Annotated in this window: 13 protein-coding genes; 9 read left to right on the forward strand and 4 right to left on the reverse strand. The window is 62.8% G+C overall.

The features are described from left to right. The first annotated feature begins 149 nt into the window (after nt 1-149). On the forward strand, nt 150-1733 hold the full coding sequence (locus tag N7650_RS03660; RefSeq protein WP_064302722.1) for a PAS domain-containing methyl-accepting chemotaxis protein: 1584 nt from the start codon (nt 150-152) through the stop codon (nt 1731-1733). Between the two features lie 7 nt (nt 1734-1740). On the opposite strand, the gene N7650_RS03665 is transcribed toward N7650_RS03660, so the two are convergent. The 4 genes from N7650_RS03665 to norR form a co-directional block, all read right to left on the reverse strand. Further along, on the reverse strand, nt 1741-2511 hold the full coding sequence (locus tag N7650_RS03665) for a YkgJ family cysteine cluster protein (RefSeq protein WP_051032726.1): 771 nt from the start codon (nt 2509-2511) through the stop codon (nt 1741-1743). After that, nucleotides 2490-2792, reverse strand: coding sequence for a hypothetical protein (locus N7650_RS03670; protein ID WP_009404403.1), 303 nt, complete (start codon nt 2790-2792; stop codon nt 2490-2492). Before N7650_RS03670 ends, N7650_RS03665 begins: the two co-directional genes overlap by 22 nt. Before the next feature lie 288 nt (nt 2793-3080). Next, on the reverse strand, nt 3081-3980 hold the full coding sequence (locus N7650_RS03675; protein ID WP_279897149.1) for a chemotaxis protein: 900 nt from the start codon (nt 3978-3980) through the stop codon (nt 3081-3083). Nucleotides 3981-4065: 85 nt separating this feature from the next. Further along, the gene (gene norR / locus N7650_RS03680) at nt 4066-5592 is read right to left on the reverse strand and encodes a nitric oxide reductase transcriptional regulator NorR (RefSeq protein ID WP_279897150.1); all 1527 of its coding nucleotides are present in this window, start codon (nt 5590-5592) and stop codon (nt 4066-4068) included. A 159-nt stretch (nt 5593-5751) separates the two neighbouring features. Here norR and hmpA point away from each other — a divergent pair, with 159 nt between their 5' ends. From hmpA to alaC, 8 genes are all read left to right on the forward strand, one after another. After that, on the forward strand, nt 5752-6933 hold the full coding sequence (gene hmpA / locus N7650_RS03685) for an NO-inducible flavohemoprotein (RefSeq protein ID WP_279897151.1): 1182 nt from the start codon (nt 5752-5754) through the stop codon (nt 6931-6933). Nucleotides 6934-7205: 272 nt separating this feature from the next. Then, nucleotides 7206-7712, forward strand: coding sequence for a disulfide bond formation protein B (locus N7650_RS03690; protein ID WP_009404399.1), 507 nt, complete (start codon nt 7206-7208; stop codon nt 7710-7712). A gap of 559 nt (nt 7713-8271) precedes the next feature. Then, complete coding sequence (gene cyoA, locus N7650_RS03695) at nt 8272-9228, forward strand: ubiquinol oxidase subunit II (RefSeq protein ID WP_009404398.1); 957 nt, start codon at nt 8272-8274, stop codon at nt 9226-9228. 3 nt (nt 9229-9231) lie between these two features. Continuing rightward, nucleotides 9232-11250 (forward strand): cytochrome o ubiquinol oxidase subunit I, encoded by a 2019-nt coding sequence (cyoB, locus tag N7650_RS03700; RefSeq protein ID WP_009404397.1) that lies wholly within the window; start codon nt 9232-9234, stop codon nt 11248-11250. A 3-nt stretch (nt 11251-11253) separates the two neighbouring features. Further along, on the forward strand, nt 11254-11877 hold the full coding sequence (gene cyoC, locus N7650_RS03705; RefSeq protein WP_037061693.1) for a cytochrome o ubiquinol oxidase subunit III: 624 nt from the start codon (nt 11254-11256) through the stop codon (nt 11875-11877). Next, nucleotides 11878-12216 carry a cytochrome o ubiquinol oxidase subunit IV gene (gene cyoD, locus N7650_RS03710; protein WP_009404395.1) on the forward strand — a complete coding sequence of 113 codons (339 nt, stop codon included), beginning with the start codon at nt 11878-11880 and terminating at the stop codon, nt 12214-12216. Between the two features lie 11 nt (nt 12217-12227). Continuing rightward, nucleotides 12228-13115 carry a heme o synthase gene (cyoE, locus tag N7650_RS03715; protein WP_279897152.1) on the forward strand — a complete coding sequence of 296 codons (888 nt, stop codon included), beginning with the start codon at nt 12228-12230 and terminating at the stop codon, nt 13113-13115. Nucleotides 13116-13395: 280 nt separating this feature from the next. Continuing rightward, the gene (alaC, locus tag N7650_RS03720; protein WP_009404393.1) at nt 13396-14628 is read left to right on the forward strand and encodes an alanine transaminase; all 1233 of its coding nucleotides are present in this window, start codon (nt 13396-13398) and stop codon (nt 14626-14628) included. Nucleotides 14629-14731 lie beyond the last annotated feature (103 nt).

The raw sequence follows: 14731 nt of genomic DNA on the forward strand, positions 1-14731 counted from the left end.
CTGTCACGAATGTCAGCTACGGATCGTTACGGATGGACGGTGATGGCGATAGGCCTTAATGCTGCTCTGGGTCAAGTTTCCGTCAAGGGGCCAAACGTAGTATCTGCGCCCTGCTTTCATACCCCCATCCGAACGACGAGCGCCTCTCGATGAAGAGCAATCTGCCTGTGACCGGTCGAAATGTGGATTACCCCGTGGATGCGAACATCCTGTCCACCACGGATCTGACGAGTGCTATCACCTACGCCAATGACGAGTTCATCCGCATCAGCGGGTTTTCCCGCGAGGAGCTGATCGGCAGCGCGCACCATATCGTGCGCCATCCGGACATGCCACCGGCGGCCTTCGAACATATGTGGCAGACCCTGAAGAAGGGACGCTCGTGGATGGGGTTGGTCAAGAACCGCTGCAAGAACGGCGATCACTATTGGGTCAGCGCCTTCGTTTCGCCGATCACCAGCCATGGCCAGACCGTCGAGTACCAGTCGGTGCGGACCAAGCCGAGCGCGGCGCAGATCGACGCGGCCGAGCGGTATTACGCGCGCTTGCGCAGTGGCCAGCGCAGCCTGGCGGAGCGCCTGCCGGCATTGGGCATGGGCACGCGCCTGTCCCTGGGCCTGGGCGCATTGCTGGCCGTGGTGATGGGCGGCAGCGAGCTTCTGCTGCCGGAGTTTCCCGGGCGGGCCGTAGCGCAGTGGGGAGTGTTCGCCGGACTTGCCGCGCTGATGATCAAACGGACCCTGAGCCCGCTGGAGCGCCTTGGCGCACGCGCCCGTGACATCGCCGACAACCCGCTGAGCCAGCGCCTGTACACCGGCCGTCGCGATACCGTGGGGCAGGTCGAGTTCGCCCTGCAGATGCTCGAAGCGCAGATAGGCGCGGTGGTCGGGCGCATCGGCGACACCTCCAGGCGCCTGGCCGGGCATACCGCCGAGCTGGCCAGCCATCTGCAACACAGCCATACCACCACCCTCGGCCAGCAGGGCGATGCCGACCAGGTCGCCGAAGCGATCAACCGCATGGCGGCGCGGGTCGCCGAGGTCGCCAACAGTGCGCAACAGGCTTCGAAGGCGGCGGACCAGGCCGAAGGCGAGACCCAGGTCGGGCATCAACTGGTAGACCAGAGCCGTAGCACCATCCTGCAACTGGCGGGTGTCCTGGCCGAGGCGACCGACGTTGTCCACACCCTGGAAAACCACAGCGAAGAGATTTCCGGCGTGCTGGAGGTTATCCACAGCATTGCCGAGCAAACCAACCTGCTGGCCCTGAACGCAGCGATAGAGGCGGCGCGGGCCGGGGATCACGGGCGTGGCTTCGCAGTGGTGGCCGATGAGGTCCGCGGCCTGGCCCAGCGCACCGCGCAATCGACCGGTGAGATCCAGCGCATGATCACCATGCTGCAGAACGGCGCCCGGGATGCAGTGCAGGCGATGCAGCAGAGCAGCGACCATGCCGGCCAGAGCGTCGAGCAGGCCCAGCACGCCACCCAGGCGCTGCACGGCATCAGCCAGCGGGTCAACCAGATCAGCGAGATGAGCCTGCAGATCGCCTCGGCGGTGGAGCAGCAGAGCCTGGTCAGCGAAGACATCAACCGCAACATCATCAGCATTCGCCAGGCCAGCGAGCAAAGCGTCACGGCGGGCCAGCGCGGTCATTCCACGGCCAGCGACGTGGCCGGGCTCGCCGAAGACCTGCGGCGCCTGGCCGAAGAGTTCTGGTGCCGGCGCCAGTAATGCCGAATCAGAACCCGATGAAGCTGTAGTGCCCGGCGCTGGTGCCGGTGACCCTGGCCCCTGCCGAGCCGAGTTTTCCGGCAAGCTCGCCATCTTCCACGTGCAGGATCCACTCGGCGAGAGCCGCCTGGGTGTCGGCGGCGGTATCGCCCATGGCCTGGTGCAGTGCGCTGGTGTCCGGCAGGTAGGCGGTAAAACCGTTGCCTTTCAGCGCGCTGGTGTCGATGCCCAGGCGCTGGCAGATCAAGGTCTTGTTGCGAATATCGTCGCGGTCGGCCTGGCGCGAGCGTTCGATCAGTTCCATCAGCGTCGGATCCAGCACGCGCTCGCGGTGAATCAGCACCTCGCCGTCTTCCCAGGCTTCCGGCGGGCAGTCCTTGGCCTGCGGGCGCAGCGGAATATGCGGATTGATTTCCATCGGGTAGATGCGGCAGACCAGCGGGCGCCGCTCGTAGATCATGCAGCGCAGCTCGGCGTCGAGGTTGCGGCACGGGCCCGGATTGAAGGCAGCGAAGGTGATGGCGACATACGCCTCGGTGTCGCCGCAGGGCACGGCGCAGGAGCGACGGCGGGCGTGGTCCTGTTGTTCGGCGGGCAGCCCGATGCCGTTGGCGAGGAAGGCCTCGACCAGCACGATGACCTGGCCGCCGTCATCGACCCACTGTTGCGCTTCGCCCAGGGTCAGGGGGACATGGTGGCCTGTGCAGCAACGGCCGCAGCCGGTGCAGTGGAAGCGGGTGGTATCGGAGGCGCTGTTCACGGTTTCCCTGGGGTCCATTCGGTGACGTAGGCGCTCTTCTGGCGCCGGTCGTAGAGGCACAGTTCGGTGCCCTTGCGGTTGTTCATGTGCTTTTGCGGGTAGCGGCCCTGCAGAAGCAGCGCAGAATAGCCGCTGCGGTCATCGAATTCGGCGCTCTTGCCCAGGGCGCGGACGTCCTTGAGCTGGCTGGCCGCGGTGCAGGCGCGCAGCAGTTGCTTGTCGTGCTCGGCCCAGGCCTGGTCGCTGGAAGCGTGGGCGAGAGGGGCAAGCAGAAGCAGGCTGAGGATGGCGGCTTTCATGAGGGAACTGGCTCCTCTGGGGGCTAAGTGCCGGAGTATGCCTGATCTTTATGGTGTTCTTGCGGGCCTCATCGCTGGCAAGCCAGCTCCCACAGGTTCGGCGGTGCACACGGCCCCTGTGGGAGCTGGCTTGCCAGCGATGAGGCCCTCGGCAGCAACCAATATCTTTCGGTAAAGGCCACCGTCCGCGCCGCGACGATCAGGCAGTCGGTCAGCTCCCACAGGTTGCGGTGCACACGGACCCTGTGGGAGCTGGCTTGCCAGCGATGAGGCCCGCGGCAGCAACCATTATCTTTCGGTAAAGGCCACGGTCCGCGCCGCAACGATCAGGCAGTCGGTCAGCTCCGGCGAAGAGAATTTGGTCAACACCGCATTAGCCCCGGCTGCCTTGGCTTTTTCACTGTTCATCGCACTGTCCAGCGAGGTGTGCAGCAGCACATAGAGATGCTGGAAATCCGGTGTTTCACGCAAGGTGCGGGTGAACGAGTAGCCATCCATTTCCGACATCTCGATATCCGAGACCACCACGTCGATTTCCTGCTCGGTGCCCTGCAGGTCCAGCAACACCGCAATGGCGTCCTTGGCACTGCGCGCCGTGTGGCACTCCAGCCCGAGCCCACGAAGGGTGTAGACCGACTGCTGCAGCGCCACCTGGCTGTCATCCACCACCAGGATGTTGGTGGCCTTGAGGATGGCGGCGTCCTCTTCGTTGATCTGCGAAGGCGCTTCCTGGTGATGGGCCGGGGTAATGGTGTGGATGACTTTCTCGATATCCAGCACCTGTACCAGGGTGTCGTCGATCCGGGTCACGCCGGTAATGAACGACTTCTCCCCCGAGCCATAGGGCGGCGGGCGGATGTCGGTGCTCTTGCAGTGGACGATGCGCGCCACCGCCTGTACATGCAGGCCCTGCTTGGAGCGGCTGATATCGGTGACGATCAGGCAGCCACCGTCGGGATCGGCCAGTGGCCGCTCACCGATGGCGCGGGACAGGTCGATCACCGGCAGCGAGTTGCCGCGCAGGGTCGCCACGCCCTTGACGTGGGGATGGGCCTCGGGCAGGCGGGTCAAGGGCGGGCAGGGAATGATCTCGCTGACCTTGAGCAGGTTGATCGCCATCAGCTTGCCGCTGCGCAAGGTGAAGAGCAGCAGCGACAGCGAGTCCGCGCGGGTTTTTTGCGAGAACATAGAAACCTTCGTGCGTAGAGGATGGATTCGGGGGCTTGTGCCGGGTTATCGACCCGAGCGCGCAGCCCTTTAGCATATTCGTAAATCAGCGCAGGCCAAGCCGGCGCGCCAGGCGCGCGAGGTTGGCCCGGTCCAGGCCCAGTTCACGTGCCGCGCTGGCCCAGTTGTGCTGGTGGCGCTCCAGGCATTGGCCGATCAACTGGCGCTGGTAGTTGTCCAGGGCCTGGCGCAGGTCGCCGCCGCGTTCCCCGTCGCTGCTGACCGGCGGCGGTGTCGCGGATGGCGTGGTGACGCCAGGCAGGTCCAGGTCGGCGGCGTCGAGGGTCAGGATGCGTGGCCGGTCCCGATGCTGCCCCAGCGCCTTGAGCGCCGAGCGCCCGATCAGGTGTTCCAGTTCGCGCACATTGCCCGGCCAGTCGTAGGCCAGCAACGCGGCCTGGGCCTCTGCGCTCAGGCGCAGGCTGTTGAGGCCCATGCGCGAACGGTTCTGTTCGAGGAAGTAGCCGGCCAGCAGCAGCACATCGCGACCGCGCTCGCGCAGGGCTGGCACCGGCAAGGGATAGACGCTCAGGCGATGATAGAAATCAGCGCGATAACGACCGGCACGGACTTCCTCGGCCAGGTCGCGGTTGGTGGCGGCGATCAGGCGGACATCGACGCGGTGCTCCTGGTCCGAGCCGAGGCGCTGCAACTGGCCGCTCTGCAAGACCCGCAGCAGTTTCGCCTGGACCATCAAGGACAGTTCGCCCACTTCATCGAGGAACAGCGTGCCGCCATTGGCCAGCTCGAACTTGCCGCGCCGTTCGCCCACGGCACCGGTAAAGGCGCCGCGCACATGACCGAACAATTCGCTTTCCACCAGGGTGTCGGGCAATGCCGCGCAGTTGAGGCTGATCAGCGGCTTGTCGGCACGCGACGAGGCCTGGTGGATGGCCTGGGCCACCAGTTCCTTGCCGACCCCGGTCTCGCCGGTGACCAGCACGGTCAGGTCGCTGCCGCCGACCAGGCGGATCTCTTCCAGCAGGCGCTTATGCGCCTTGCTCTGGCCGATCAGTTCCTTGGCCTGCTGGTCGCTGGCCTGGCGATAGACCTCGGCGCGCAGGGCCAGACCTTCGATACGCTGGGCCACGTTGACCGTGGCCGCCGCCAGGCTGGCGAAGGCTTGCAGGGAGTCCAGCTCGGCTTGCCGAAAGCTGTCCGGCTGTAGCGCATCCAGGGTCAGCAAGCCCCAGGGCCGTTCGTCGACGAACAACGGGCAACCCATGCAATCGTGGACCTCCAGTTGCTGGTGCAGGCCCTCGACCAGGCCGTCGTAGGGATCGGGCAGTTCGCTGTCGCTGGCAAAGCGGGTCGGCCCGTTGCGGCTGAGCAAGGCGGCGAAGCGCGGATGCTCGCTGACCCGGAAGCGCCGACCCAGGGTGTCGGCGCTGAGACCGTCCACGGCCAGGGGCACCAGCCACTCGCCGTCCAGGCGCAGCAGCGCGGCGGCATCGCAGGGCAGCAAGGCACGCATGGCCTCCAGCAGGCGGCGGTAGCGCTCGCGTTCGGGCAGATCGCGGGACAGATCGCTGACCAGGGGGAGGAGGGCGGTAAGCAGAGGGGTTGAGGTCATAATGACTCCATGTAGTCGTAATGACTCTAGCAGACTTGGGTCATTTTGACCTTATTGGGGCGCAGATGCCCGATTTCATTGGGCTTTGTCGTTGGCATGGATTCTGAAACGCACTTACCAGTATCTACACAGAAGCCCATCAGGCTCAGGAGTCGTTTCATGCTGACCGCCGAAGACCGTGCAATCATCAAGGCCACCGTTCCGCTGCTGGAAAGCGGTGGGGAAGCCCTGACCACCCATTTCTACAAGATGATGCTCAGCGAGTACCCCGAGGTACGCCCGCTGTTCAACCAGGCCCACCAGGCCAGCGGCGACCAGCCCCGGGCGCTGGCCAACGGCGTGCTGATGTACGCCCGGCACATCGACCAGCTGGAGCAACTGGGCGGGCTGGTCGGGCAGATCGTCAACAAGCATGTGGCCTTGCAAATCCTTCCGGAGCATTACCCGATCGTCGGGGCCTGCCTGCTGCGCGCCATCGAGGAAGTGCTTGGCCGCGAGATCGCCACGCCGCAGGTGCTGAAGGCCTGGGGCGCGGCTTATCAGCAACTGGCGGATATCCTGATCGGTGCCGAAGAGGGCCTGTACCAACAGAAGGAGCAGGCCAAGGGTGGCTGGCGCGGGGCGCGGGCTTTCACGCTGGTCGAGCGCGTCGAGGAGAGCGCCGAAATCGTTTCCTTCTACTTCGCTCCGGTCGATGGCCTGCCGGTGCTGGTGGCCGAGCCGGGCCAGTACATCGGCCTGCAACTGCTGATCGATGGCGTCGAGCAGCGCCGCAACTATTCGCTGTCGAGCCTGGGCGACGGTCGCCTGTACCGCATCAGCGTCAAGCGCGAGGCGGACGGCAAGGTGTCCAATTACCTGCATGACCAATTCAAGGTCGGCGACCGGATCAACCTGTTCCCGCCGGCGGGGGACTTCACCCTGGCCGCCAGTGACAAGCCGCTGGTGCTGATCAGCGGCGGCGTGGGTATTACCCCGACCCTGGCCATGCTCGACAAGGCGCTGGAAAGCGGACGGCAGATCCATTTCATCCATTGCGCGCGCAACGGCGGGGTGCATGCGTTCCGTGAGCATGTCGATGCCCTGGCGGCACGTTATCCGCAGCTCAAGCGCTTCTATTGCTATGACGTGGATGATGGCGTGAGTTTGCCGGGGGATGCGCTGGGGCCGTTGAGCCAGGACCAGCTGGATCGGTGGCTGCCGGCCGAGCGTGACCTGGATGCCTACTTCCTCGGGCCCAAGGGCTTCATGGCCGCGGTCAAGCGCCACCTTAAAGCGCTGCGGGTGCCGGAAGGGCAGAGCCGCTATGAGTTCTTCGGGCCGGCTGCTGCTCTGGAGTGATCTCAGGGGCCTCATCGCTGGCAAGCCAGCTCCCACAGGTGCAGTCCCTGTGGGAGCTGGCTTGCCAGCGATAAGGCCCTCAGCGGCAACACATTAATTCCCCGTTAATCCCCTTCCTCTTCACTGCCACCCTGCGCCTGCGTTTTTCACGCCGACTTCACCTTCGATCTGCCGTCTGCCTGTAGACTTTCCGCCGGCGCACCGTCATCTTGTGCGCCCCGCGGCTTTCGCGTGGCCGCGAGTCGATCCATTTAAACGTGAAGGGAATGGCAATGAACGAGCAAACGCAGCGCCTGAATCGGGAACGGCGCTTCCTGGTCCTGCTGGGCGTGATCTGTCTGGCATTGATCGGCGGCGCACTCTATATGCAGATCGTCCTGGGCGAGGCGCCGTGCCCGTTGTGCATCCTGCAGCGCTATGCATTGCTGCTGATCGCCCTGTTCGCCTTCATCGGCGCCGCCATGCCCGGCCGGCGCAGCCTGACGATCTTCGAGGGCCTGGTGGTGCTCAGCGCCCTGGGCGGAGTCGCTGCTGCCGGCAACCATGTCTATATCCTCGCCAATCCGTCCGTCAGTTGCGGCATCGATACCCTGCAACCGATCGTCGACGGCCTGCCCCTGGCCTCGGTGCTGCCGCTGGTGTTCCAGGTCGACGGCTTCTGCACCACACCATACCCGCCTGTATTGGGACTTTCCCTTGCACAATGGGCACTTGTAGCATTCGTCCTGACCGCCGTCCTGGTGCCGCTGGGCATCTGGCGCAACCGTCGCCAGGGTTAGACAAAAGTCATGTTTTGACGCAAGTCCCTTGTGCCATGAAATTTCCCACAGTGCGCACAGGGCGATTGACTTGCGTCAACCCGAAACCCTTGTAGGACGGGCGTTCCAGCGCTAATGGAACGGGTGCGACAAACTGTCGCGAAACTGATTTTTCGGGCTGGATTATTACACTTCCTGTAAAAGACTGTTGCTCAATAAGTCATAGTCAAGGGGGGGCGACCTATCTACAATCGCCCCCAATTTCCGTTCGGCACTGCTTGCAAGTCGCAGTTTCAAAGGCTCCGCAGCCTTTCTTGCTGACTTCGACGAGCATCGCCTGCGGCGATGCCGGGCTGACTCCCCTCCGTGATTTTCCGCACCAAATGGACTTGGTCTGAAATACAGGCCTGTTGCCTACGAAGTCAGAACAATAACCACGCACTACCCAAGGTTTATGCCGAGCAGCGACGCTCCTCAAGGTATGACCTTATTCGCCCGTAAATGCTGACACCAGGCAGGAAGAAGTGTTGGCGACCAAAACACAAATTGCATTGAAGCAAGCTGATCTAGAGGTCGTGAGATGAGTAAAAAGCGTTACCCCAGACTGTTTGGCATTCTGCCCTTTTTAGGCATGCTTTTACTCAGTGGGTGCAACTGGACCCTGCTCGACCCGAAAGGTCAGGTCGGCATTGAGCAAAAGAACCTGATCCTGATCGCCTTCGGCCTGATGCTGCTGGTGGTCGTCCCGGTCATCTGCATGACCCTGGCGTTCGCCTGGAAGTACCGCGCTTCCAACAAGGCTGCCAAGTACACCCCGGACTGGTCGCACTCGACCAAGATCGAAGTGGCGGTCTGGACCATCCCGGTCCTGATCATCATCGCCCTGGGTATCGTCACCTACAAAACCACCCATGAGCTGGACCCGTATCGTCCGCTGGTTTCCGACGTGAAGCCGGTGCAGATCGACGTGGTCGCCCTGGACTGGAAGTGGCTGTTCATCTACCCGGAACAAGGCATCGCCACCGTCAACAAGATCGTCTTCCCGGCCAATACCCCGGTCAACTTCCGCGTGACCTCCGACGCCGTGATGAACTCGTTCTTCATCCCTGCGCTGGGCGGCCAGATCTACGCGATGGCCGGCATGACCACCAAGCTGCACCTGATCGCCAACGAGAACGGCGAGTTCGACGGTATCTCGGCGAACTACAGCGGTGCAGGCTTCACCGGCATGAAATTCAAGGCAGTCGCCACCTCCCAGGCCGATTTCGAGGCGTGGGTGAACGAAGTCAAGCAGTCGCCTAAGCAGCTGGACAAAGCTGAGTACGAGGCCTTGGCCAAACCGAGCGAAAACAATCCAGTCGCGCTGTACAGCGTGGCGCCGGCCGACCAGTTCCAGACCATCGTCGACAAGTACGAAGGCATGAACCGCGGCAAGCCGGTGGTACACGAGAAGGCCGAGCACAAAGAAGCAGCGGCCACTACCGGTACCGAAGGGATGGACGTGAGTATGCATTCAGCTGCCGGGGCAGAGGAGTAAGAGATGTTCGGTAAATTAAGTCTGGACGCGATCCCGTATCACGAGCCGATCGTCATGGTGACCCTCGCCATGATCGCGCTCGGCGGTATCGCGTTGTTCGCGGCAATCACCTATTTCAAGAAGTGGACCTACCTCTGGTCCGAGTGGCTGACCTCGGTCGACCACAAGAAGATCGGCGTGATGTACATCATCGTCGCCATGCTGATGCTGATCCGCGGCTTCGCCGACGCGATCATGATGCGTACCCAGCTCGCGGCCGCCACCGGTGGCGCCGAGGGCTACCTGCCGCCTGAACACTATGACCAGATCTTCACCGCCCACGGTGTGATCATGATCATCTTCATGGCGATGCCATTCTTCACCGGCCTGATGAACCTGGCGCTGCCGCTGCAGATTGGCGCCCGCGACGTGGCCTTCCCGTTCCTCAACTCCCTGAGCTTCTGGCTGCTGGTGTCCGGCGTTGCGCTGGTCAACATCTCCCTGGGCGTGGGCGAGTTCGCCAAGACCGGCTGGGTGGCCTATCCGCCGCTGTCGGGTATCCAGTACAGCCCGGGTGTCGGGGTTGACTACTACATCTGGGCACTCCAGTTGTCGGGTCTGGGTACGACGCTGACCGGCGTGAACTTCCTGGTGACCGTGCTGAAAATGCGCGCCCCTGGCATGAAACTGATGGACATGCCGATCTTCACCTGGACCTGCACCTGGGCCAACGTCCTGATCGTGGCTTCGTTCCCGATCCTGACCGCTGCCCTGGCCCTGCTGACCGTTGACCGTTATCTGGACTTCCACATCTTCACCAACGAGCTTGGTGGAAACCCGATGATGTACGTCAACCTGTTCTGGGCGTGGGGTCACCCTGAGGTGTACATCCTGATCCTGCCGGCCTTCGGCGTGTTCTCGGAAGTGACCTCGACCTTCACCGGCAAGCGCCTGTTCGGTCACCACTCGATGATCTACGCATCGGGCGCGATCGCGGTACTGGGCTTTGCGGTCTGGCTGCACCACTTCTTCACCATGGGTTCGGGCGCCAGCGTCAACACCTTCTTCGGTCTGGCGACGATGCTGATCTCGATCCCGACCGGCGTGAAACTGTTCAACTGGCTGTTCACCATCTACCAGGGCCGCCTGCGCTTCACCGCGCCAGTACTCTGGACCCTGGGCTTCATGGTCACCTTCTCCATCGGTGGCATGACCGGCGTTCTGCTGGCCGTTCCAGGTGCTGACTTCGTGCTGCACAACAGCCTGTTCGTGATCGCCCACTTCCACAACGTGATCATCGGCGGTGCGGTCTTCGGCTACGTGGCGGGCTTCGCCTTCTGGTTCCCGAAAGCCTTCGGTTTCACCCTGAACGAGAAGTGGGGCAAGGCTGCCTTCTGGTTCTGGATCTCCGGCTTCTACGTGGCCTTCATGCCGCTGTACGCCCTGGGCTTCATGGGTATGACCCGTCGTCTGAACCACTCGGACAACCCTGCCTGGGAACCGTACCTGTACGTTGCCGTGGTCGGCGCCGTGCTGATCCTGTTCGGTATCGCTTGCCAGCTGATCCAGCTGTACGTGTCGATCCGCGATCGCAAGGACAACCTGGACGTCACCGGCGACCCATGGGGCGGCCGTACCCTGGAATGGTCGACTTCGTCGCCACCAGCGTTCTACAACTTCGCCACCATGCCTGAGAAAGTCGGCCTGGATGCCTGGCACGAAGCCAAGGAAGCCGGCGTTGCGTACAAGGTTCCGGCCAAGTACGAAGCGATCCACATGCCGAACAACACCTCCACCGGTGTGTTCATGGGCCTGTTCCTGACCATCTTCGGCTTTGCCTTCATCTGGCACATCTGGTGGCTGGTCGGCGTCAGCCTGTTCGCCACCGTCGCGGTCTTCGTTCGCCACGCTGCGCGTGACGACCAGGGCTACATGGTTCCGGCCGAGGAAGTGGCGCGCATCGAAGGTGAGCGCATGAAAGCCCTGGGTCTGGCCACTGGTGCGCCTGCCGGTGCACGTGTCGAATCGTTTGAGCGGGTTTAATCAATGTCCAGTCATGTAATCAACGCAGATGCTCATGGTCACGACCATGGGCATGACGATCACCACCACGACTCGAGCCAGATGACCGTATTCGGTTTCTGGCTGTACCTGATGACCGACTGCATCCTGTTTGCGTCGATCTTCGCCACCTACGCGGTGCTGTCCGGCAACTTCGCCGGCGGCCCGTCGGGTCATGACATTTTCGAACTGAACTACGTACTGGTCGAAACCGCGCTGCTGCTGTTCTCCAGTATCACCTTCGGTTTCGCCATGCTGCAGATGTACAAGGGCAACAAGGGTGGCGTGCTGGCCTGGCTGGCAATCACCTGGCTGCTGGGTGCAGGCTTCATCGGCATGGAAGTCAACGAGTTCCACCTGCTGATCAGCGAAGGCTTCGGCCCTAGCCGCAGCGGCTTCCTGTCTGGCTTCTTCGCCCTGGTCGGCACCCACGGTCTGCACGTGACCGCGGGCCTGATCTGGATGGCGATCATGATGTACCAGATCAACAAGGACGGTATCACCAACACCCACAAGACCCGCATGAGCTGCCTGAGCCTGTTCTGGCACTTCCTGGACGTGGTCTGGATCTGCGTGTTCACCGTCGTGTACCTGATGGGGGTTCTGTAAATGGCTAACGCACACAACAGCCACGGCCACGACGAAGCCAACCACGGCAGCGTCAAGTCGTACGCCATCGGCTTCATCCTGTCGGTGATCCTCACCGTCATTCCGTTCGGCCTGGTGATGTACCCGACCCTGCCGAAGGACATGACCCTGCTGATCATCGTTGCCTTCGCAGTGATCCAGATCGTGGTGCACCTGTACTACTTCCTGCACCTGGACAGCTCGAAGGCAGCACGTTCCAACGTAACGTCGTTCCTGTTCACCGGCCTGGTCATCGCCCTGCTGGTCGGCCTGTCGCTGTGGATCATGTTCAGCATCCACACCAGCATGATGGCGAAGTGAGGTAATCCGGCATGTCCCTGAAACACTTTATCCAGATCACCAAACCGGGAATCATCTTCGGTAACGTGTTGTCCGTGGCGGGCGGTTTCTTCCTCGCTGCGGCAGGGCATGTCGATTTCATGCTGTTCCTCGCCACGGTGATTGGTACCTCGCTGGTCGTAGCGTCCGGTTGCGTCTTCAACAACTGGATCGACCGCGACATCGACATCAAGATGGAGCGCACCAAGAACCGCGCAATGGTGCAAGGTGCGATCTCGTCGCCGGTAGCCCTGGCCTACGGCACCCTGCTCGGGGTTGCCGGCCTGGGCCTGCTGTTGTTCAAGGCCAACGCCCTGGCGGCCTTGTTCGGCCTGATCGGCTTCATCATCTACGTCGGTTTCTACAGCCTGTACCTCAAGCGCAAGTCGGTGCACGGCACCCTGGTTGGCAGCCTGTCCGGTGCCATGCCTCCGGTGATCGGCTACTGCGCCGTGAGCGGCACCTTCGACCTGGCTGCACTGACCCTGCTGGTGATGTTCAGCCTGTGGCAGATGCCGCACTCGTACGCGATCGCGATCTTCCGCTTCAACGACTACCGCGCCGCGTCGATTCCGGTCCTGCCGGTCGCCCGTGGCGTGGCGGCGGCGAAGAAGCAGATCATCTGGTACATCGTGGCCTTCCTGGTTGCCACCCTGATGCTCACCGCTGGCGGCTACGCCGGCCTGAGCTACCTGGCCGTCGCGGCGGCCATGGGCCTGTACTGGTTGTACATGGCCTGGGGCGGCAACAAGGTGGCCGATGACCGCCTGTGGGCGCGCAAGGTATTCGCCTTCTCCATCTTCACCATCACTGCCCTGAGCGTGATGATGTCGGTGGATACCCGCACCCCGGCGGAAGTGCTGATGACCTACGTGCAGTAAGCACCGACGGTTGACGGAAACGCCCCGGCGCCGAGAGGTTCCGGGGCGTTTTTGTTTGTCTTGAGGGCCTCATCGCTGGCAAGCCAGCTCCCACAGGGATCGCATGCGCCGCTGATACTGTGGGAGCTGGCTTGCCAGCGATAGGGCCCGTGAGAGCGGCACAAGGCTCATGAAATAACGCTTTACAAGCATCCACCCCCGGCCCTATCTTTCAGCCTCGGCCACAGGAGTGGCCAACGTCGCTCGGACGGTTCCGGGCGCTTACGTCTTCGAGGAAATCATGGCCGAACAAGGTTCGCCGCGCCGTTTTGCGCGCATCGATCGTCTTCCCCCCTACGTCTTCAACATCACCGCCGAACTCAAGATGGCCGCGCGCCGTCGTGGCGAGGACATCATCGACCTGAGCATGGGCAACCCCGACGGGGCCACGCCGCCGCATATCGTCGAGAAGCTGGTGCAGGTCGCCCAGCGTGAAGACACCCACGGCTATTCCACTTCCCGAGGCATCCCCCGTCTGCGCCGCGCGATTTCGCGCTGGTACGAGGACCGCTACAAGGTCGAGATCGACCCCGAGAGCGAAGCCATCGTTACCATCGGCTCCAAGGAAGGCCTGGCACACCTGATGCTGGCTACCCTGGACCACGGCGACACGGTGCTGGTGCCCAACCCCAGCTACCCGATCCACATCTACGGCGCGGTAATCGCCGGCGCCCAGGTGCGTTCGGTGCCGCTGGTCCCGGGCGTGGACTTCTTCGCCGAGCTGGAGCGGGCCATCCGCGAGTCCATTCCGAAGCCGAAGATGATGATCCTCGGCTTCCCCTCGAACCCTACGTCGCAGTGCGTGGAGCTGGACTTCTTCGAGCGGGTGGTTGAACTGGCCAAGCAGTATGGCGTACTGGTGATCCACGACCTGGCCTATGCCGACATCGTCTACGACGGCTGGAAAGCCCCGTCGATCATGCAGGTGCCGGGAGCCAAGGATATCGCGGTGGAGTTCTTCACCCTGTCCAAGAGCTACAACATGGCTGGCTGGCGGATCGGCTTCATGGTCGGCAATCCGGAGCTGGTCAGCGCCCTGGCGCGGATCAAGAGCTACCACGACTACGGCACCTTCACTCCGCTGCAGGTCGCGGCCATCGCAGCCCTCGAAGGCGACCAGCAGTGCGTGCGCGACATCGCCGAGCAGTACCGCCAGCGCCGCAACGTGCTGGTCAAGGGCCTGCACGAAATTGGCTGGATGGTCGAGAACCCCAAGGCGTCGATGTACGTCTGGGCCAAGATTCCCGAGCAATACAAGCATCTCGGTTCCCTGGAGTTTTCCAAGAAGCTGCTGGCCGAAGCCAAGGTCTGCGTGTCGCCGGGCATCGGTTTCGGTGACTACGGCGACGATCATGTGCGCTTCGCCCTGATCGAGAACCAGGACCGGATCCGCCAGGCTGTGCGCGGCATCCGCCAGATGTTCCGGGCCGACGGCATCGAGGCGCCGAAAGCCGCCAAACCGGCCAAGGTCTGAGGCACGCCTGAAAGGCCCGAAGCCCCCGTGATACGGGCGCTTCGGGCCTTTTTCGTTCCGCCGGTCGGGCGCCCGGATTTCTTTTCGTCACCCCCTTCTCAAC

This window comes from Pseudomonas sp. GD04058, from assembly GCF_029836855.1.
GTDB classification, from domain to species: Bacteria; Pseudomonadota; Gammaproteobacteria; order Pseudomonadales; family Pseudomonadaceae; genus Aquipseudomonas; species Aquipseudomonas bharatica.

Bases quoted from the DNA above. Each gene is read 5' to 3' on its own strand.
- N7650_RS03660 (WP_064302722.1), top strand. From the start codon at position 150: ATGAAGAGCAATCTGCCTGTGACCGGTCGAAATGTGGATTACCCCGTG.
- N7650_RS03665 (WP_051032726.1), bottom strand. From the start codon at position 2,511: ATGGACCCCAGGGAAACCGTGAACAGCGCCTCCGATACCACCCGCTTC.
- N7650_RS03670 (WP_009404403.1), bottom strand. From the start codon at position 2,792: ATGAAAGCCGCCATCCTCAGCCTGCTTCTGCTTGCCCCTCTCGCCCAC.
- N7650_RS03675 (WP_279897149.1), bottom strand. From the start codon at position 3,980: ATGTTCTCGCAAAAAACCCGCGCGGACTCGCTGTCGCTGCTGCTCTTC.
- norR (WP_279897150.1), bottom strand. From the start codon at position 5,592: ATGACCTCAACCCCTCTGCTTACCGCCCTCCTCCCCCTGGTCAGCGAT.
- hmpA (WP_279897151.1), top strand. From the start codon at position 5,752: ATGCTGACCGCCGAAGACCGTGCAATCATCAAGGCCACCGTTCCGCTG.
- N7650_RS03690 (WP_009404399.1), top strand. From the start codon at position 7,206: ATGAACGAGCAAACGCAGCGCCTGAATCGGGAACGGCGCTTCCTGGTC.
- cyoA (WP_009404398.1), top strand. From the start codon at position 8,272: ATGAGTAAAAAGCGTTACCCCAGACTGTTTGGCATTCTGCCCTTTTTA.
- cyoB (WP_009404397.1), top strand. From the start codon at position 9,232: ATGTTCGGTAAATTAAGTCTGGACGCGATCCCGTATCACGAGCCGATC.
- cyoC (WP_037061693.1), top strand. From the start codon at position 11,254: ATGTCCAGTCATGTAATCAACGCAGATGCTCATGGTCACGACCATGGG.
- cyoD (WP_009404395.1), top strand. From the start codon at position 11,878: ATGGCTAACGCACACAACAGCCACGGCCACGACGAAGCCAACCACGGC.
- cyoE (WP_279897152.1), top strand. From the start codon at position 12,228: ATGTCCCTGAAACACTTTATCCAGATCACCAAACCGGGAATCATCTTC.
- alaC (WP_009404393.1), top strand. From the start codon at position 13,396: ATGGCCGAACAAGGTTCGCCGCGCCGTTTTGCGCGCATCGATCGTCTT.